Genomic DNA, 18,706 nt, shown 5'->3' on the forward strand with positions numbered 1-18,706 from the left:
CCCCCTAGTCCTGGTTCGAGTTCTGCGCGTTCGCCTCGAACGCGTCCGCCAACGTGCCGGTGGACAGTCCCTGCTGTTGCATGAAGGAGCGCACCGCGAGGTCGTAGGCGTTCGCGAACTCGTAGAGCCCCACCTGCAGGTGGTCGCGGGTTGCCGTGTGCAGCACGTTGACGAGGCTCGCGGCCGACTTCTTGCGTTCCTCGGCGAGATTGGCGAACACCACAGCCACCTCGGGATCGACCAGCCGTGCGGCGTGCACCACCGCGATGGCGGACCCGAACTCCTCCACCACCTGCTGCCAGCCCTTGAGCTCGCAGCGGACGTTCGCCATGTGGCGCAGCTTGAGCATGTGGTCGCAGTCCATCGCCACCAACTGCTCGTAGTAGCCCTGCTGTTTCTCGCCGATCCGGGCGTCGGAGTTCACGCGGACCTTGACCTCGCAGCGAACCTTCCTCCGGTCGGCGGTCTCGTAGCACCAGCCGCCACCGAGCCGCTCGTTCATCCGCCGCTCCGCCGACGACGGGTCGTGCGGGTAGAAGTCGCGGCCGGCTGACCAGATCCGCTCGAGGATGTCGTGCCGCAGGTTCTTCTCGTGCCACTCGATGCGCTCGAGAAGGTCGTCGTGCGTACCGTCGTTCAGCGACCAGACGACGTGGTAGCGCACCGAGAAGTCGAACCCTTCGGCACAGCTCGGGATGAGCAGTGGCCCCTCGGCCTCGCGGTGCTCGATCACCTCGTGGAACTGGACGGGTCCTGGAGGGAGGGGCGGCAGCTCGTCCCTCCCGGTCATCTTGTCCCAGAGCTTCCGCCAGAACCCACGGCGCTTCTTCGTTTCCTCGGTCACGGCTTCCTCCTCAGAGTTTCTCGTCGATTCGTTTGAGCAGCGCGGCGTCCGGGTGCTCGGAACGCCATACGTGAACGTTGAACCGTGCTCGCCTGACCAGATCGGGCTGCCGCAGCAGGGCGAGCAGGAAGCTCTCCACCTCGCTGCCCAGATCGACCTCGTGGTCACCTCGCAGCACCAGCTGCAGCAACGTTTCCCACGCCCGCTTGCCGACGAGCGGCTCGGTGACCGCGGCCCGCCACAACGCCGTCACCTGCTCACGCGCCTGCTCGTCCTCGGCGATCAACCGGAGCAGCACCGGCCACACGCCGTCCGGCTCGTTGACCAAGGACAGGAACACGATCGAACGCGACGCGTGCACCTTCGTCTGGGCCCCCGCGTCCGCCCAGGTCGTGAGCTCCTTCAGCACCAGGTGCGCCTGGTCGGGTGCGTAGAGCTGAGCGATGGCGTTAGATACCGTCGGACTGGTCATCAAACGCGGGTGGACGGCGACGGCGCGCAAGCCCGCCAGCGAGTTCTCGACCGAGAGCCTGCCGATGCGGGTGGCGTAGGCAAGAGCCGCCGTGTCGTTCATCAGGTGGTTGGGGCTCCACGCCCAGTCGGCCACCTGTCTCGTCACCCTCGAGGTCAGCCTCCGGTTGAGAGAGGCGGCCTCCAGCGCCCACGCGGCGGCTTGCCGGCGCCGGAAGGCCGGTGCGGTCGCCCACGGTTTGATCAGCCGCTGGTACAGGACGCTGAAGTCGTGGGTTGCGAGGTACCCCGCTGTCAGCGCGGCTCGCAGCACGATCCACTTGCGACCGTCGGTCACCAGTTCGTCCAGCCAGCCGATCAGAGGAGCCCTGGTCACCGCGTCGAAGTCGTTCCACGCGACGTCCAGCAGGTGTTGTGCCAGAGAGGGGTCGACGAGCCTCGCCCTGCGTTCCTCGCCGTCGACCGGACGGTCGAGGATGCTCATCCTCTTGTCCAGGAAGGCCTCGACGCCCTTGCCGAAGACGGGCGCCGTCGTCTGGAGCCTGGTTGTGCGATGACAGGTCTGCAGTGCACCGAACAGCAGGATGGCCGTGTCCGCGACGTCGGTCATGGTGTAGTCCTGGAACACCGCATAAGCCAGCCGTGCGGCCACTTCCCGGTGCCGGGCCCTGGTCTCGCCGATCGACCGGGACGACTCGATCACCTGGAGCAGGTCCTGCGCGACGAACCTGAAGTACGCGCTGGTCCGGGACAGCGCTTCCCCGGGCTCGCGGCCGGTGTCGATGCCGTCGAGGAGCCGTGCGGCGAGATCCGCCACCTGGCGCGGTGGCTGCGATCGCTCGAGGTACTCCATGATCTTCTCGTCGGTCAGGCACTGATCGACGAAGCCCGCAGGACCGTTCCGGAAGGACAGGCCGTGTTGCAGGTGGCTCACCAGCACGGCGACCGGCTCCGGCGGCTGGTGGGGAACCGCGTACGGCTGCAGTCTGTCGTCGGCCTGCTCCGCGGCCGGACCGATGACCACGATCGCGGCGTTGTGGTCCATCGCCCAGCCGGCGAGCGAGTCCAGCGTGCTCCTGCGCACCGGCTTGCCCGCACCGATCTCGAGCACGTGCGCGTGATCGGTGCGGAGAACCGATTTCGTCTCCTCGTCGATCAGGGTCGCCACGTCGAAGTCGTCATCGACGTCGATCATGACCACCCGACTGGGGCCGCAGGCTCCCGTGCTCAGCTCGATCGCCGTCGACAACCTGCCGCTGTCCGCGGGTCCGCACAGGTAGACGACGCCTCGGTCCCGAAGCGTCTGCGCTGCCTGGGGAAAGCACGGGAACGGCACATAGGTCTGGGAGTTGGTGATCGTGACGCTGCGGTGGAACCGGCCGGATCGAGCGGTGGGTCCCTTCTTCCTGCCGTAGAAGTTGTTCTGGGTGCTGTTGAACTGGCTGGAACCACTGCCCACGACGGTGTTGCCGTCGGCGATCAGGTTCTCGACCACGGTGCGCCGGTCGTCGTACGAGTACGGACGCCCGCCTTCGTGGCGCAGGTACTCGTGGTCCCGGTCGTCCACCCACAGACCCGAGGTCTGCCCGCGCCCGCTGGTGGAGTTGCGCGGTGACGGCGGATCGTTCTCAGGCGGCACGGTCGCCTGCGCCGATGACATCGGCTCTCCCGTCGCCTCTCCCTCCGCTGCCGGCGTGCGCTCCTGCGGCGTTTGCACCGAGGCGTCCCCCGGCGGAGCGTCCTGTTCCGGCAGCGACGGCAACACCAGTTCGGCGCGCTCAGCTCCCTGCTCTTCGTCGCTCATCTGCCCTCCCGCTGTTCGACCCCGGCGAGGACGGGATCACTGGTTGTCCGGGTAGTGGTTGTGCATCGAGCCGTTGGTGCCGATAACGATGTTTCCTTTCGCCTTCACGTCGCGGACCTTGGTGCTGTTGTCGGACGGAGGCACTGGCACAGGACGTGGCCCCAATCGAGGCGCGCCGCCGTTCCCACCCTTGTTCTGACGGCTCGGCAACCAGATCCAGCCGCTGACCTCGCGGCCCTTGACCCGGTCGTGGACGAAGGTGAACTCGCGCGGGTCCACTCCCCGGTCACCTTCGACGACGGCGTCGTCGTAGAACGCCTCGGTGACGATCACGGCCAGGTCGACGTCGCTGTTGCGCCGCAGCGCGTCTCGCAGCGCCTCGGAGTCGCAGAGGCGCGCGGCGCGCACGACAGCGGTGCCGTTGATGTGATCGCTGTGGCGGATGACGTCGCCGTGGTCGATGGCGAGGCGCACTCGCAAACGGCCGGTCTCGTTCATCATCGAGTTGACGTTGTGCAGTGCGGTGCCGAGCTCGCGCACGAAATCAGCGGCGATGCGCGCCTTCGGCACGGAAGCCGGTGCCGCGAGGGTGGCGCTGTCGCCCGTGACGCGGTGGAACCACTTGTCGTCCGCGAAGGAGCACTGGTGCAAGGCTCCGGCGATCACCCTGTCCAGAGCCTTGTCCAGATGCACCTGCCGCGCTCGCGTACCCGCACTGGACGCCACGGTGTCCATTGCGAGCACGGTGTAGGGGTACGGCTGTTCGTTCATGTTGTTCGCCTCCGACTTCGGTGGGTGGAGGCGAACAACATCTATCCGTGCGAGCGGGTGCCACTACATCCGGTGATGCCATTGACCGGTTCGTTACCGGACTGGTCCGTCATCGCGGCGGTGAGACAGGTCACGCACGGCACGACGAGCGCCCCGTACCGGGTCGACACGAGCCTCCGCTCGCGCAACGTCCGGATCGCACGCTGCACGGAAATCCTGGACACGTTCAGGATCTGCGCGAGCTCGTCCTGCGTCAGTTCGATGCGGACGGTCTGGTCCTGGCCTGCTCCTCGGAACACCGATGCGAGGTTGACCAGTTCGGATGCCAGCCGCCACGGTCCCTGGTATGCGGCGAAGTCGAGTCGTCGTCGTTCGGCGGCGCGCAGGCGCGCCGAGACCAGCCTGGCGATCTCGAGCGACGTGCCGGGCCTTTCGCGCACCAGTTCCAGGAACCTGGCGCCGGACACCTCCGCGTAGCTCCCCGCACCCAGCGCGATCACCGAAGCCGAGCGGGGTCGTCTGTCCAGTATGGCCATCTCGCCCAGGAGGTCACCCCGCCCCAGCAGACCGAGCAGGTGCGTGCGTCCCTGGGAGTCACGCGTCTCGACCTTGAGCTGACCGCTCAGCACCAGTGCGACCGAACTACCGGCATCCCCCTCGTACATCACGACGTCCTTGGGTTCGAAGTCGACCTGCCGGAAGCCGTCGAGCAGTTCCCCCAGGTCCTTCACCGGCACCCGTGCGGCGAAGCTGTTCGGCGGCCAGTTCTCCGGACCCGCCGGCGGCGGCACCATTTTTCTGCGCGGCTTGCTCATGTGCTGCGCCTTCCACTATGTCCACGTCTACGCGCTCGATGCATCGAAAATGTGGTCGAGAATGTAACTCAAAGTCGCCAAAGCTGGGCCACCAGAGTGAATCTCAGTCGCAATTCGGTAGCACCTGTAACAAGCGTATCCGCTGGCAGCAGCGCAGACTGCGCCAAGTGACTCAGAATTCCAGGCTTCACCGGAATAAAGTTGGCCAGCTTCTGGCCAGCTTACGAAGAGAATTCCACACCACTCACCGGAGCGAGCTCATCCACGCGGACGCATCAGCAGATCCGCGCTGCCGTGCAATGTGTAGGCGAGGCCGAGGACGTTGCCCCGGCCGAGCATCTCCCAGCGCGTCTGCCGCACCGCCTCGCCCGCGGGCACGCCCCCGGCGAGCCTCGCCAGCAGCATGCCGCTCACCCAGCCGGCCATGCCCTGGTCGACGGCCACCTCCGGGCAGACCACACCGGCGGCACCGGCCTGGTTGACGAACGCGTCGACCAGGTGTGCCGCCGGTGACGTCGTCACGACCAGCGGCCGGTGGGGCCAGCCGTCGATCTCGACCGGCTCCAGGGCGTTCTCGCCGTAGACGAGGTGCAGGACGTCCGCACGCTCGTCGGCCAGTGCGCGCGGCAGGTCCGCGGGGCTGACGTAGGCGGACGAGATGGCCTCCGGCGGCAGGAACGACATCAGCTCGGCCACGTGCCGCTGGGTGAGCGCCCGGTCGAGGCCGGGGTCGGCGGCCAGCGCCACCTGCACCTGGCGACCGGTCGGCGAGACCTGCCACGCCAGCGGGCCCGCGGGCTGTTCGAGGACGCTCGACAGGCCCCAGAAACCGAAGGGGCACAACACGTTTCCGCTGTGGTCCGGTTCCGGGCAGCCGGGTGGAACCTCTCCCCCTGCGCCGAACGGGCCGAACCGCGACACCGAAGCGCACAGCCGGTAGGGGCCTTCGGCGAACGGCAGGTCGTAGACGTGCGCCCACGGCACGCGCGTCGCGCCCGCGACCGTGATCACCCCTCCGCGCCGGACCGCCGCGCCACCGGGGAACAGCCGGGCGTGCAGCGCGGCACCCCGCACCGCGAACGCGGCCAGGTCCTCGCAGAACGCCGGGAAACCCTTGCCGTACCAGGGATCCAGCCCGGCCACGACCGGCAGGCCGGCGACCGGGCCCACGCTGACGCGGTGCGGCACGCCGCCGGTCGTCACCAGTGCCCGTTCGCCGAGCACCAGGACCGACGCCGTCCGGGACGACAGGGGCGCGAGGTCCGCGAACGTCCGGGAGAGCCGGAGCCGCAACCGGGCCTGCGCCTCTCCTCCGCCGACCGGCAGCACCACCTCCTGGACGTGAACGGGTACGGCGCCGCGGTAGATGACCAGTTCACCGCTCCACGGCACGGAGGCGTACGGGGTCGTCACCGGGAAGCTGACCCACGGGCTCGGGCCGTCCGCCGGCAGCACGAACGTCTCCGTCTGCACCTCGCGGCCGCTCATGCCGAGCACGGCCCGCAGTTCGAGGTCGCCGGGCAGGGTGGCGCCGGCTCCGACGCGGGTCCACACCTCGTAGTCGGCGCCGGGCCGCAGCGCTCCGGCGATGCCTTCCGTGGCTCCGGGGAGCGCTACCACGACCGGCACGGGCCGATCGGCGACCACGGGCGGTGCGGGCAGGGTGGTGTAGGTCATCATCCCGCGCCGTTCCCGCTCGCGGAACTGCCAGAGGACGTCCTCGACGCGGCACTCGCCGGAGCCGTGCGGCACGGCGAGGACGACGTGTGGCGCGCTCCAGCCCATCAGCACCGAGGTGACGTCCACACCGGGCACCCACGTGTGCACGGCGGTGAACAGCACGACCGGGCGGCCGAGTCCGCGCAGGGCGGCCACGACGGGGGCCGAGTCCCACGAGCGCGTGTCGTGCAGCGCCACCAGGTCGCCGGGCACGTCCGGAATCGGCGGCAGCGACGAGGCCGAGGCGAAGTGGCGGAGGTCCAGGACGGCGAACCGCAGCGGGCGCACCCGCGTGGTGACCGTCGTGGAGGTGGCGGCGCCGACCGGAAGGCCCGCGCTGACCTGGGCCCAGCCGGCCGGATCGGTGATCACGACCAGCGAGGCCGACGGGGTCAGGGCCGCGACGAAGTCCAGTGGTGAACCCTCACCACCGGTGACGGTGAACTCAACGGGCGCCACAGCCGTACGCCTGGAAGTGCAGCTAGAACGGCCAGCCCAGCACCGGCAACCCGACCACGGCGTCCACGGCGAGACCGCAGAACACGAGCATCAGGTAGAGGTTCGACATGTGGAAGAACTTCATGGTGTTCGTGGAGCCGCCGCGGCGCACGACGTTGTGCAGCTTGTGCGCGAAGACGGCGAACCACACGCCGGACAGCGCCGCGACCGCCACGTAGATCCACGAGGTGACGGGGGCGAGGGCCAGGGTGCACAGGACGGTGATCCAGCTGTAGATCACGATCTGCCGCGTCACCTGCTGAGCTGTGGCCACCACGGGCAGCATCGGCACGCCTGCTCGGGCGTAGTCCTCCTTGAACTTCATCGCGAGGGCCCAGGTGTGCGGCGGCGTCCAGAAGAAGATGACGCCGAACATGACCAGCGCGGGCCACTCGACGGTGCCCGTCACCGCGCTCCAGCCGATGATCACCGGCATGCAGCCCGCCATGCCGCCCCAGATGATGTTCTGCGAGGTGCGGCGCTTGAGGACCAGCGTGTAGACGAAGATGTAGAAGAGGATCGTCGCGACCGCGAAGGCCGCGGACATCAGGTTGACGAAGATCCACAGGAACGCGAACGAGAAGACGCCGAGCACGATGCCGAAGATCAGGGCGTTGCGCGGCGGGATGGCGTTGTGCGCGAGCGGGCGGGCCGCCGTCCGCTTCATGACCGAGTCGATGTCGGCGTCGACGAAGCAGTTGAGGGCGTTGGCGGACCCCGCGGCGAGCGTGCCGCCGGTGAGGGTGCAGGCGATCAGCCACAGCGGCGGCAGGCCGTGCTGGGCCAGGAGCATCGCGGGGATCGTGGTGATCAGCAGGAGTTCGATGACCCGCGGCTTGGTGAGTGCCACGTAGGCGCCAACTACCTGACGAGGCGACCGCTGCGGGGCCTCGAGGACGGCACTCATCGCGTGATCGCTCCTCGTGATGCATGTGGTGGGAAATCCAGCGACTGATGGTAACTGCGTTCAATATTCACAGCCCGTTCGGGTACTCGTGTGCCTGGGCACACACCGGCCTGCGACCTTTCAGCGCAACATCCGAATCACTCAGGACTAGGCTGGCCGGAGGACGTGGGAGACACGCGGGTCAGGCTCTTCGGGATCGATTCCGAAGCGGCCGGGCACCCGCCCTAGCGACAAGTTTGGAGCTGTAAGTCCGTGACCGTCACCGACGACATCGCCCGGCTCACCAAGGCCGATCTGCCTGACGACTGGACCGAGCTCGACAAGCGCGCCGTCGACACCGCGCGCGTGCTCGCGGCGGACGCCGTGCAGAACGTCGGCAACGGCCATCCCGGCACGGCGATGAGCCTCGCACCCCTGGCGTACACGCTGTTCCAGCGGGTGCTGCGGCACGACCCCGCCGACCCGGACTGGATCGGCCGCGACCGGTTCGTGCTGTCCGCGGGCCACTCCAGCCTGACCCTGTACGTCCAGCTGTTCCTGTCGGGCTACGGCCTGGAGCTGGACGACCTCAAGCACCTGCGCAAGTGGGGTTCGAAGACGCCGGGCCACCCCGAGCACGGCCACACCCGCGGTGTGGAGATCACCACCGGCCCGCTGGGCTCCGGTCTCGCCGCCGCCGTCGGCATGGCGATGGCCGCCCGCCGCGAGCGCGGCCTGTTCGACCCGTCGGCCGCGCCGGGTGAGAGCCCGTTCGACCACCACGTCTACGTGATCGCCTCCGACGGCGACATCGAGGAGGGCGTCACCTCCGAGGCGTCGTCGCTCGCCGGCACGCAGCAGCTGGGCAACCTGGTCGTCTTCTACGACGACAACAAGATCTCCATCGAGGACGACACGACGATCGCGCTGTCCGAGGACACCGCGAAGCGCTACGAGGCCTACGGCTGGCACGTCCAGGTCGTCGAGTCCGGCGAGAACGTCAAGGGCATCCTCGAGGCGGTCGAGAAGGCGAAGGCCGTCACCGACAAGCCGTCGTTCATCCTGCTGCGCACGATCATCGGCTACCCGGCGCCGAACAAGCAGAACACCGGTGCCGCGCACGGCGCCGCGCTCGGCGTCGACGAGGTCAAGGCCACCAAGGAGATCCTCGGCTTCGACCCCGAGCAGACCTTCGAGGTCGCCGACGAGGTCCTCGCGCACACCCGCGAGGTCGTCAAGCGCGGTGAGCACGCCAAGGCCGAGTGGCAGAAGACCTTCGACGCGTGGGCCTCGGCCAACACCGAGAACAAGGCGCTGCTGGACCGCCTCGTCGCCCGTGAGCTGCCGCAGGGCTGGGACGCGGACCTGCCGGTCTACCCGGTGGACGCGAAGGGCCTGCCGACCCGCAAGGCCTCCGGCGAGGTCATCAACGCCCTCGCCAAGCACCTGCCGGAGCTGTGGGGCGGTTCGGCCGACCTGGCCGAGTCGAACCTGACCACGATCAAGGGCGCGAAGTCCTTCGGTCCCGCGGAGATCTCCACCGGCATGTGGAGCGCCGACCCGTACGGCCGCGTGCTGCACTTCGGTGTCCGCGAGAACGCCATGGGCATGATCCTCAACGGCATCGCGCTGCACGGCCCGACCCGTCCGTTCGGCGGCACGTTCCTCGTGTTCTCCGACTACATGCGTCCGGCCGTGCGCCTGGCCGCGATCATGAAGGCCGCCGTCACGTACGTGTGGACGCACGACTCCATCGGCCTGGGCGAGGACGGCCCGACGCACCAGCCGATCGAGCACCTCGCCGCCCTGCGCGCGATCCCGGACTTCGCCGTGGTCCGCCCCGGTGACGCCAACGAGACCGCGTTCGCGTGGAAGGCCGTCATCGAGCAGCTCGGCCCGGTGGGTCTCGCGCTGTCCCGCCAGAACGTCCCGACGCTCGAGGGCACCTCGGCCGAGGGCGTGAAGCGCGGCGGTTACGTGCTCTTCGGTGACGAGAACCCGGAGATCGTGATCATCGGCACCGGCTCTGAGCTGCAGGTCGCCGCCGAGGCCGGGAAGGTTCTGCAGGGCGAGGGCGTTGCAGTGCGTGTGGTCTCCATGCCGTCCATCGACTGGTTCGAGGGTCAGGACGCCGACTACCGCGAGTCGGTCCTCCCGTCGTCGGTGAAGGCCCGCGTCGCCGTGGAGGCCGGTATCGCGCAGCCGTGGTACCGCTACGTCGGCGACGCCGGCGAGATCGTGTCGATCGAGCACTTCGGTGCCTCGGCCGACTACCAGGTCCTGTTCAAGGAGTTCGGCTTCACGACGGAAGACGTCGTCGCCGCCGCCCGCCGTTCCCTTGACAACGTGAGGGGTAAGAAGTGAGCAAGCCGAATCTGGAAGCACTGTCCGGCGCCGGTGTCTCGATCTGGCTCGACGACCTGTCCCGCGAACGGCTCACCAGTGGCAACCTGGACGAGCTGATCCGCGACTGGAACGTCGTCGGGGTCACGACGAACCCGACGATCTTCGCCGGGGCGCTGTCGAAGGGCGAGTCCTACGACGAGCAGGTCCGCGAGCTCGCGAACCGGGGTGCCGACACCGAGGCCACCATCCGCGAGGTCACCACGACCGACGTGCGCAACGCGTGCGACAAGTTCCGCGACATCTACAACTCGACGAACGGCGTGGACGGCCGCGTGTCGATCGAGGTCGACCCGCGCCTGGCGTTCGAGACGGACAAGACCGTCGCCGAGGCGCAGGACCTGTGGAAGACCGTCGACCGGCCGAACCTGCTGGTGAAGATCCCGGCCACCGAGGCGGGCATCCCGGCGATCACGAAGGTGATCGGCGAGGGCGTCTCCGTCAACGTGACGCTGATCTTCTCCGTCGAGCGGTACGAGAAGGTCATGGAGGCCTACATCGCGGGCCTCGAGCAGGCCAAGGCCAACGGCCACGACCTGCGCTCGATCCACTCGGTCGCCTCGTTCTTCGTGTCCCGCGTGGACACCGAGGTCGACAAGCGCCTCGACAAGATCGGCACGGACGAGGCGACCGCGCTCAAGGGCAAGGCCGCTCTCGCCAACGCGTGGATCGCCTACGGATCGTTCGAGAAGACGTTCCGGGGTGAGCGCTGGGAGGCGCTGAAGGCGGACGGCGCGAACGCGCAGCGTCCCCTGTGGGCGTCGACCGGCGTGAAGGACCCGAGCTACTCCCCCACCCTCTACGTCGACCAGCTCGTCGTGAACGACGTCGTGAACACGATGCCGGAGAAGACGCTGCAGGCCGTCGCCGACGCGGGCAAGATCACCGGTGACACGGTCACCGGACGCGCCGCGGAGGGCCAGGAGGTGTTCGACCAGCTCGCCGCCGTGGGAATCGACCTCCAGGACGTGTTCGTCGCCCTGGAGACCGAGGGCGTCGAGAAGTTCGAGAAGTCCTGGGAAGAGCTGCTCGAGACGGTGACGAACCAACTGGCAAAGCTGAAGGGCTGATACCCAAGTGACCTCCGTCGAAATCGTGAGGTCACCGAACGCCGACCAGGTCAGCACCATCGCTGCTGACCTGGTCGTGGATTCGGTGCCGAGCAAGCTGACCGCGCAGGACCCGACGCTGTGGGGGCCGGAAGCCGAGTCCGAGGCGAGCATCCGCCTCTCGTGGACGACGTTGCACGAGACGTCCCGTCCACTGCTCCCGGAGCTCAAGGCGCTGCGCGAGGAACTGCACGCCGAGGGCGTCGACCGCGTCGTGCTCGCCGGGATGGGCGGCTCGTCGCTGGCTCCCGAGGTGATCACGCGGACGCAGGGCGTCCCGCTGGTCGTGCTGGACACCACCGATCCCGCCCAGGTCGCCGACGCTCTCGCCGGTGACCTCGAGCGCACGGTGATCGTGGTGTCGTCCAAGTCCGGTGGCACGGTCGAGACCGACAGCCACCGGCGGATCTTCGAGAAGGCTTTCGCCGACGCGGGCATCGACGCCGCGTCGCGCATCGTGGTGGTCACCGACCCCGGTTCGCCGCTGCAGTCCGCGTCCGAGGAGGCGGGCTACCGCAAGGTGTTCCTGGCCGACCCGAACGTCGGTGGCCGGTACTCGGCGCTGACGGCGTTCGGCCTGGTGCCGTCCTACCTCGCCGGCGCCGACGTGGAGTCGCTGCTCGACGAGGCGGCCGAGGTCGCCAAGGTCGTGTCGCAGGACGACGTGGACAACCCGGCCGTCCGGCTGGCCGCGATCTTCGGTGCCGCCCACGCGAACGGTGCCGAGAAGATCGTCTTCGCGGACACCGGTTCGGGCATCAAGGGCTTCGGCGACTGGGCGGAGCAGCTCATCGCCGAGTCCACGGGCAAGAACGGCACCGGCCTGCTGCCGGTCGTCGTCGAGGGCCCCGGCGCCGAGGGCTTCGTGAACGCGCGTTCGGACGCCACGACCGTCGCGATCGGACCGGCCACCGGTTCCGCGAACGTCGCGGTCGAGGGCAAGCTCGGCGCGCAGTTCCTGCTGTGGGAGTACGCGACCGCGCTCGTCGGCCGGGTGCTCGGCATCAACCCGTTCGACCAGCCCGACGTCGAGGCCGCGAAGAAGGCGGCGCGCGCGCTGCTGGACGCGCCGGTCGCGTCGGCGACCACGCCGTCCTTCGTGGACGGACCGGTCCAGGGCCACGGCACCGACTGGGCGCAGCGCAAGGTGCACACGGTCGCGGAGGCACTGACGGCGCTCGTCGAAGTGGCGCCCGACCACGGCTACATCTCCGTTCAGGCGTACTTGGACAGGATCGACGACGCGTCGTTCGAGCTGCTCCGCGCGGAGATCGCGAAGAGGACGCACCTGCAGACCACGTTCGGCTGGGGTCCGCGCTTCCTGCACTCGACCGGCCAGTACCACAAGGGCGGTCACCAGAACGGTGTGTTCATCCAGATCACCGGCGAGTCCGGCGACGACCTGGAGGTGCCCGGCCGTCCGTACACGCTGGCGCAGCTGCAGCTCGCGCAGGCGCTCGGCGACGGTCAGGTGCTCGCCGAACACGGCCGTCCCGTGCTGCGGCTCCACCTCGAGGACCGCATCGCAGGTCTCGCCCAGCTCGTCGAGGCAGTCCAGGAGGACGGCTCGTGACCACATCCGCCGCCAAGTGGCGCAACCCGCTGCGGGACGCGCGCGACAAGCGCCTGCCCCGCATCGCGGGCCCGAGCGCGCTGGTCATCTTCGGTGTCACCGGTGACCTGTCGCGCAAGAAGCTGATGCCCGCGATCTACGACCTCGCGAACCGGGGTCTGCTGCCGCCGGGCTTCGGCCTCGTCGGCTTCGCCCGCCGCGACTGGGCCGACCAGGACTTCATGAAGGTCGTCCACGACGCGGTGAAGGAGCACGCGCGCACGCCGTTCAACGAGGCGGTCTGGGCGCAGCTCGCCGAGGGCATCCGGTTCGTGCAGGGCACGTTCGACGACGACGAGGCGTTCGACAACCTCGCGTCGTGCCTGGCGGCCCTGGACAGCGAGCGCGGCACGGGCGGCAACCACGCGTTCTACCTGTCGATCCCGCCGGGCGCGTTCCCGACGGTGATCAACCAGCTCAAGCGCGCGGGCCTCGCCCAGGCCAAGGACGACCAGTGGCGCCGCGTCGTCATCGAGAAGCCCTTCGGCCACGACCTGAAGTCGGCCAAGGAGCTCAACCGCACGGTCAACGAGGTCTTCCCCGAGGAGTCGGTGTTCCGCATCGACCACTACCTCGGCAAGGAGACCGTGCAGAACATCCTGGCGCTGCGGTTCGCGAACCAGCTGTACGAACCCATCTGGAACTCGAACTACGTCGACCACGTGCAGATCACCATGGCCGAGGACATCGGTCTCGGTGGCCGCGCCGGCTACTACGACGGCATCGGCGCGACGCGCGACGTCATCCAGAACCACCTGCTGCAGCTGCTCGCGCTGATCGCGATGGAGGAGCCCGTCTCCTTCAAGCCGGCCGACCTGCGGGCGGAGAAGGTGAAGATCCTCTCGGCGACGCGTCCCGCGGAGCCGTTCGAGGAGACCACCGCGCGCGGCCAGTACACCGGTGGCTGGCAGGGCGGCCAGAAGGTCCCCGGTCTGCTCGAGGAGGGCGGGTTCTCGCCCGAGTCGAAGACCGAGACGTTCGGCGCGATCACCTGCGAGGTCAACACCCGCCGCTGGGCCGGGGTGCCGTTCTACCTGCGCACCGGCAAGCGCCTGGGCCGCCGCGTCACCGAGGTGGCCGTCGTGTTCAAGCGGGCGCCGCACCTGCCGTTCGACGACACCGCGACCGAGGAGCTCGGGCAGAACGCCCTGGTGGTCCGCGTGCAGCCGGACGAGGGCGTGACGATCCGGTTCGGGTCGAAGGTGCCGGGCAACACGATGGAGGTCCGCGACGTCACGATGGACTTCGGCTACGGCCACTCGTTCACCGAGTCGTCGCCGGAGGCCTACGAGCGGCTGCTGCTCGACGTGCTGCTCGGTGAGCCGTCGCTGTTCCCGAAGAACGACGAGGTCGAGCTCTCCTGGGAGATCCTCGACCCGGTGCTGGAGTTCTGGGCGCGCAAGGACGAACCCGCTCTCGAGAAGTACAAGGCCGGGACCTGGGGCCCGCCGTCGGCGGAGACGATGACCGCCAGGACCGGAAGGCAGTGGAGGCGTCCGTGATCATCGACCTGCCCTCGACCACCACGTCCCAGATCAACTCCCGCCTGGTGCGGCTGAGGGACGAGGGTGGCGCGACCACCCTGGGCCGCGTGCTGACCCTGGTCATCGTGACCGAGGACGGCCAGCGGACCGACGCCGCGATCGACGCGGCCAACGACGCCTCGCGCGAGCACCCCTGTCGCGTGATCGTCGTGGCCCGCGGCGCTCGCCAGGCCGCTCCCCGCCTCGACGCGCAGATCCGCGTCGGCGGTGACGCGGGCGCGTCCGAGGTCGTCGTCCTGCGCCTGTACGGCGAACTGGCCAAGGAAGGCGCCTCGTGCGTCATGCCGCTGCTGCTGCCGGACACCCCGGTCGTGGCGTGGTGGCCGTTCGACGCGCCGGTCTCGCCGTCGAAGGACCCGATCGGCCAGCTCGCGCAGCGCCGCATCACCGACGCGGCTGCCGAGAAGAACCCGATCAAGGCCCTGGAGTCCCGCCGGGCGCACTACGCGCCGGGTGACACGGACCTGGCGTGGACGCGTCTGACGCTGTGGCGCGCCATGCTCTCCGCGTCGCTGGACCTGCCGCCGTACGAGAAGATCACCGAGGCCGAGGTGACCGGCGAGGCCGACTCGCCGTCCACCGACCTGCTGGCCGCGTGGCTCACGGACCGGTTGAAGGTCCCGGCCAAGCGTTTCAAGGCGACCTCGGGCGAAGGCATCGTGCAGGTCAAGCTGGACCGCCCGTCCGGTTCGGTCGACCTGCACCGCCCGGACGGCAGGGTGGGCACGCTGTCGCAGCCCGGCCAGCCGTCGCGGCGGGTGGCGCTGCAGCGCCGTTCGGTGCGCGACTGCCTCGCCGAGGAACTGCGCCGGCTCGACCCGGACGAGGTCTACGCGGCGGCGCTGAGGTCGCTGTCGAAGGTCTCGAAGGGCCGCACGCCGACCGCGAAGCCGGAGGAGGCCCCGGCCGCCGCGCCGGAGCCCGCCAACGGTTCCGCCGCGAAGAAGCCGAAGGCGAAGGCGAGTTCGTGAGCAATGCGCAGGTGGTGGTGCACCGCGACGGCGACCTCCTGGCCGCCGCCGCGGCGGCACGCCTGGTGACCCGCATGGTCGACGCGCAGGCCGCTCGCGGTCACGCGTCGGTCGTGCTGACCGGTGGCCGCACCGGCACCGCGGTTCTGGAGCACTTGAACCGCAACGGTGCCCGTGACGCCGTGGACTGGTCGCGCGTCGACCTGTACTGGGGCGACGAGCGCTTCCTGCCGTCCGGGCACCCGGAGCGCAACGAGACGCAGGCCCGGGCGGCGCTGCTGGACCACGTGCCGGTGGACCCGTCGCGGGTGCACGTGATGGAGCCCTCGGACGGCAAGTTCGGCGACGACCCCGAGGCCGCGGCGGAGGCGTACGCGTCGCTGCTGGCGTCGCTGGCGCGGCCGGAGGACCACGGCGACGTGCCGTCGTTCGACGTGTGCATGCTGGGCGTCGGCGAGGAGGGGCACGTGGCGTCGGTGTTCCCCGCTTCTCCCGCGGTGTACGAGAAGGAGCGGACGGTCGTCGCGGTGCGCAACTGCCCGAAGCCGCCGCCCACGCGCGTGTCGCTGACGTTGTCGTCGGTGCGGCGTGCGCAGGAGGTCTGGTTGATGACCACCGGTGAGGCCAAGGCCGCCGCGGTGGCCATGGCCCTGAGCGGTGCCGGCGAGGTGCAGCTGCCCGCCGCCGGCGCCACGGGCAAGCGCAGGACGTTGTGGCTGCTGGACACGGCGGCCGCCTCGGCGGTGCCCGCCCTGTTCAAGCCTCCGCTGGCGTGAGCTCAGGCCCCCGGGTTCCGGCCCGGGGGCCTTCTCAGCCTGCTGATCCTCTGCGCGCACGACGGGTGCGACGCGAGCATCCGCGCCCGCATCGGCGCTCTGGCCCGTGCGTCGTCGTGACCTTCCTTCACCCACCGCTGCAACACTTCCAGCAGCAGCGGCCCGTACCCGAGTTCCGCCGCGACCCGGTCCGCGTGCAGTTCCCCCCGCCGGCTCGCCAGCGCCAGCAGCGGCGCCACCACGGGCACCAGCAGCAACCACGGGCTGACCACGACCGCCGCCACCGCCAGCGCCACCACCAGCAGGAGACTGGTGACGGCCGCGGCCCTGGTCCCGATCGCCCGCCCTGCAACGAGAACGCCTGTCGCGACCAGCACCACCACCCGCACCACGACCCGCGCCGGGAGCTCGTACCACCAGCGCAGCAACGAGATCCGCGTGTGCCCGGCCAGGTGGTGCCCGAGCTCGTGCGCCAGCACCGCCTCCACCTGCCTGCGCGGCAACTGCAACGCCGCCGTCGACACCCCCACGACGTGCCCGCCGACCGCCATGGCGTTGATCTCGCGGGAGTTCTGGACCCGCAACCAGTACCGGCCCGGTTCCACCCCCGCCGCCCCGCAGACCTCCTCGAGCAACGGCTCCAGGAGAGCCCTTTCCGCGGCCGTCGGCTTCCTCAGCCGGTGCGCGAGGGCCGCGAGCACCACGTCCGTCGCCGGCACGAACACGACCGCGCCGGAGAGCAGCCACAGCGCGGGCACCAGCCAGGGCGTCTGCGGGACGAGCGCCCGCCCCGCGAGGAAGAACACCAGCAGACTGCTCAGCACGGTCGGCAGGCCGAGCAGCAACTCGGTCACAGCGGACAGGTCGAAGCGCCTTCGGGTCCTCGGCACCGTCATCACCTCGGCGTTCGAGCGTTCCAGCCCGGAACCGTTCGTGTCCAGCCGAGTCGCCCGACCCGCCCAGTGCTGTCGGCTCGACGGAACCGGGACGTCCAGATCAGCGACTTCGAGAGCACCTGTCACCGGCGTGAACCGGCTACCGGCTCACGCGCCACCCACCAGTTCCTCCATCACCGGCACCGGCAACGACGGGTTCGCCGCCGCGGCCGAAGCCGTGAACTCGTTCCCCAGCATCCGCACGACCACCGCCACCGGCAGGTTCGGGTGCGCCGCCGCGAGGTGCCGGGCCCGCGCGTCCTCCAAGCACAGCACCAACGTCTCCCCCGCGGCGGCCGGGTTGCCGGCGATCGCCCGGTACGTGCTCCCCGACCCGGCGGCGTGCAAAGCCATGTGGTGCAACAGGTCGGCGGGGCAGGAGGGGTTCACGGCCACCCGCGGGTACGACCGCGCCCCGCACCGCGACACCAGGTCCCGCAACTGCGCGCCGGTCAACGAGGGATGTGCGGCCACGGCGGTGGCGACGGACGGATCCGGGTCGCGCGCAAGGCGTTGCACCAGGTCCGGCGACAGGTCGGGGCGCAGGGCCACCATCAGCCGCACCTGCGTCACGGAGGAATCGGCCAGCGTGCGGAGTTCGGCCTCCGACGCGGAGGCGATGCGGGGCAGGACCTCCGCGGAACCGAGGCGCGCGGAGGGTGCCAGCTCCACCAGCAGGTCCAGCGGGATCGCGGGGTTGCGCAGCACGCCGCTGAGCCGGCGCAGGACGGCCACCGGCACCGCGGGGTTCACCGCGAGCGCCGACAGGATGCCCGGTTCGATCTCCGAGGCGAGTTGTTCGTACACGGCGGGAGGCAGGTCCGTGCGCGAGGCGAGGAAGTAGCGGGCCTCGTGGTGGCGCGCCAGTTCCGCCGCCAGGGTCGCCGGGGTCGACGGGTTGGAGGCCAGTTCGCGGGCGGCGGAAGGGAACAGCTGTGCCAGCACGGCGGGAGGTGTGTGCGGGGAGGCGGCCAGGGCACGGCGCACGTCGGGGCTCGGATGCCGGCTCAGCGACAGCGCCAGGGCCGGTGGCACGGCGTGGAAGGTCACCAGTCCGGCGACCACCTCCGGGTCGGGGTCGGCGGCCAGCAGGTCCACGACGTCGGGCGCCAGGTGGTGCGCCCACTCGGGGAGCCGGCTCCGGATCGCGGGGTCCGGGTGGAAGGCGAGGACGCGGGTCAGGGCGGGGTCCGCGTCGGGGTGTCCGACCACGGCCAGTGCGACCGATTCGTCCGGGATCGGCACGTTTTCGGGCCGGGCAAGACCTCTGGACAGAAGCTCGCTCACGACCGCGGAGTCACCGTGTGCCAGCAACGCGCGCACGTGGCCGGACGAGAGGTCGTTGCGGGAAGCCAGTTCCCACGCCAGTTCGGGGCGGGTGACCAGGCGGTCGAGCAGGAAGCCCGGGAGCGCGGGGTTCGACGCCAGGCCCTGCAGTACAACGTTCACCGATCTCCCCGGTAACACGGCGCTCATTCCCCCCGGCAACGCGTATCATCCCCAATCGCGTTGAGTAGCGGGGGTTTTGTGGCAAACGGCAGTGCTGGG

The 18,706-nt window shown here is 69.8% G+C and carries 14 protein-coding genes; 6 read left to right on the forward strand and 8 right to left on the reverse strand.

Features of this window, described 5'->3' with window-relative positions; all coding sequences use genetic code 11:
- Positions 1-4 precede the first annotated feature (4 nt).
- From L6E10_RS20765 to L6E10_RS20790, 6 genes are all read right to left on the reverse strand, one after another.
- The gene (locus L6E10_RS20765) at positions 5-844 is read right to left on the reverse strand and encodes a hypothetical protein (protein WP_236221178.1); all 840 of its coding nucleotides are present in this window, start codon (positions 842-844) and stop codon (positions 5-7) included.
- Between the two features lie 10 nt (positions 845-854).
- Positions 855-3,119 carry a hypothetical protein gene (locus tag L6E10_RS20770; protein WP_236221179.1) on the reverse strand — a complete coding sequence of 755 codons (2,265 nt, stop codon included), beginning with the start codon at positions 3,117-3,119 and terminating at the stop codon, positions 855-857.
- Between the two features lie 36 nt (positions 3,120-3,155).
- Positions 3,156-3,890, reverse strand: coding sequence for a hypothetical protein (locus L6E10_RS20775; protein ID WP_236221180.1), 735 nt, complete (start codon positions 3,888-3,890; stop codon positions 3,156-3,158).
- Between the two features lie 41 nt (positions 3,891-3,931).
- Positions 3,932-4,705, reverse strand: a complete 774-nt coding sequence (locus L6E10_RS20780) for a Crp/Fnr family transcriptional regulator (RefSeq protein ID WP_236221181.1) — start codon at positions 4,703-4,705, stop codon at positions 3,932-3,934.
- Between the two features lie 258 nt (positions 4,706-4,963).
- The gene (locus L6E10_RS20785) at positions 4,964-6,883 is read right to left on the reverse strand and encodes a hypothetical protein (protein ID WP_236221182.1); all 1,920 of its coding nucleotides are present in this window, start codon (positions 6,881-6,883) and stop codon (positions 4,964-4,966) included.
- Between the two features lie 22 nt (positions 6,884-6,905).
- Positions 6,906-7,829 carry a heme o synthase gene (locus L6E10_RS20790; RefSeq protein WP_090104952.1) on the reverse strand — a complete coding sequence of 308 codons (924 nt, stop codon included), beginning with the start codon at positions 7,827-7,829 and terminating at the stop codon, positions 6,906-6,908.
- A 252-nt stretch (positions 7,830-8,081) separates the two neighbouring features.
- Between L6E10_RS20790 and tkt the strand changes: the two genes are divergently transcribed.
- The 6 genes from tkt to pgl are packed head-to-tail and all read left to right on the forward strand — an operon-like array spanning position 8,082 to position 16,223.
- Entirely contained in the window at positions 8,082-10,172 is a 2,091-nt protein-coding gene (gene tkt / locus L6E10_RS20795) for a transketolase (RefSeq protein WP_236221183.1), read from the forward strand.
- Positions 10,169-11,281, forward strand: coding sequence for a transaldolase (gene tal, locus L6E10_RS20800; RefSeq protein ID WP_236221184.1), 1,113 nt, complete (start codon positions 10,169-10,171; stop codon positions 11,279-11,281). Before tkt ends, tal begins: the two co-directional genes overlap by 4 nt.
- A gap of 25 nt (positions 11,282-11,306) precedes the next feature.
- Positions 11,307-12,893, forward strand: a complete 1,587-nt coding sequence (locus tag L6E10_RS20805; protein ID WP_236221185.1) for a glucose-6-phosphate isomerase — start codon at positions 11,307-11,309, stop codon at positions 12,891-12,893.
- Positions 12,890-14,434: a glucose-6-phosphate dehydrogenase gene (gene zwf / locus L6E10_RS20810; protein WP_236221186.1), complete on the forward strand. Its 1,545-nt coding sequence runs from the start codon at positions 12,890-12,892 to the stop codon at positions 14,432-14,434. The genes L6E10_RS20805 and zwf overlap by 4 nt, the downstream gene beginning before the upstream one ends.
- Positions 14,431-15,447 carry a glucose-6-phosphate dehydrogenase assembly protein OpcA gene (opcA, locus tag L6E10_RS20815; protein ID WP_236221187.1) on the forward strand — a complete coding sequence of 339 codons (1,017 nt, stop codon included), beginning with the start codon at positions 14,431-14,433 and terminating at the stop codon, positions 15,445-15,447. Before zwf ends, opcA begins: the two co-directional genes overlap by 4 nt.
- Positions 15,444-16,223 carry a 6-phosphogluconolactonase gene (pgl, locus tag L6E10_RS20820; RefSeq protein ID WP_236221188.1) on the forward strand — a complete coding sequence of 260 codons (780 nt, stop codon included), beginning with the start codon at positions 15,444-15,446 and terminating at the stop codon, positions 16,221-16,223. The genes opcA and pgl overlap by 4 nt, the downstream gene beginning before the upstream one ends.
- A 2-nt stretch (positions 16,224-16,225) precedes the next feature.
- Here the strand turns inward: pgl and L6E10_RS20825 are convergent, their stop codons facing one another.
- Positions 16,226-17,113, reverse strand: a complete 888-nt coding sequence (locus tag L6E10_RS20825; RefSeq protein ID WP_374237145.1) for a M48 family metalloprotease — start codon at positions 17,111-17,113, stop codon at positions 16,226-16,228.
- 153 nt (positions 17,114-17,266) lie between these two features.
- The gene (locus L6E10_RS20830; protein ID WP_236221190.1) at positions 17,267-18,607 is read right to left on the reverse strand and encodes a hypothetical protein; all 1,341 of its coding nucleotides are present in this window, start codon (positions 18,605-18,607) and stop codon (positions 17,267-17,269) included.
- Between the last annotated feature and the right edge of the window lie 99 nt (positions 18,608-18,706).

This window comes from Lentzea sp. CC55, from assembly GCF_021056325.1.
In the GTDB taxonomy this organism is placed as follows: Bacteria; Actinomycetota; Actinomycetes; order Mycobacteriales; family Pseudonocardiaceae; genus Lentzea; species Lentzea jiangxiensis.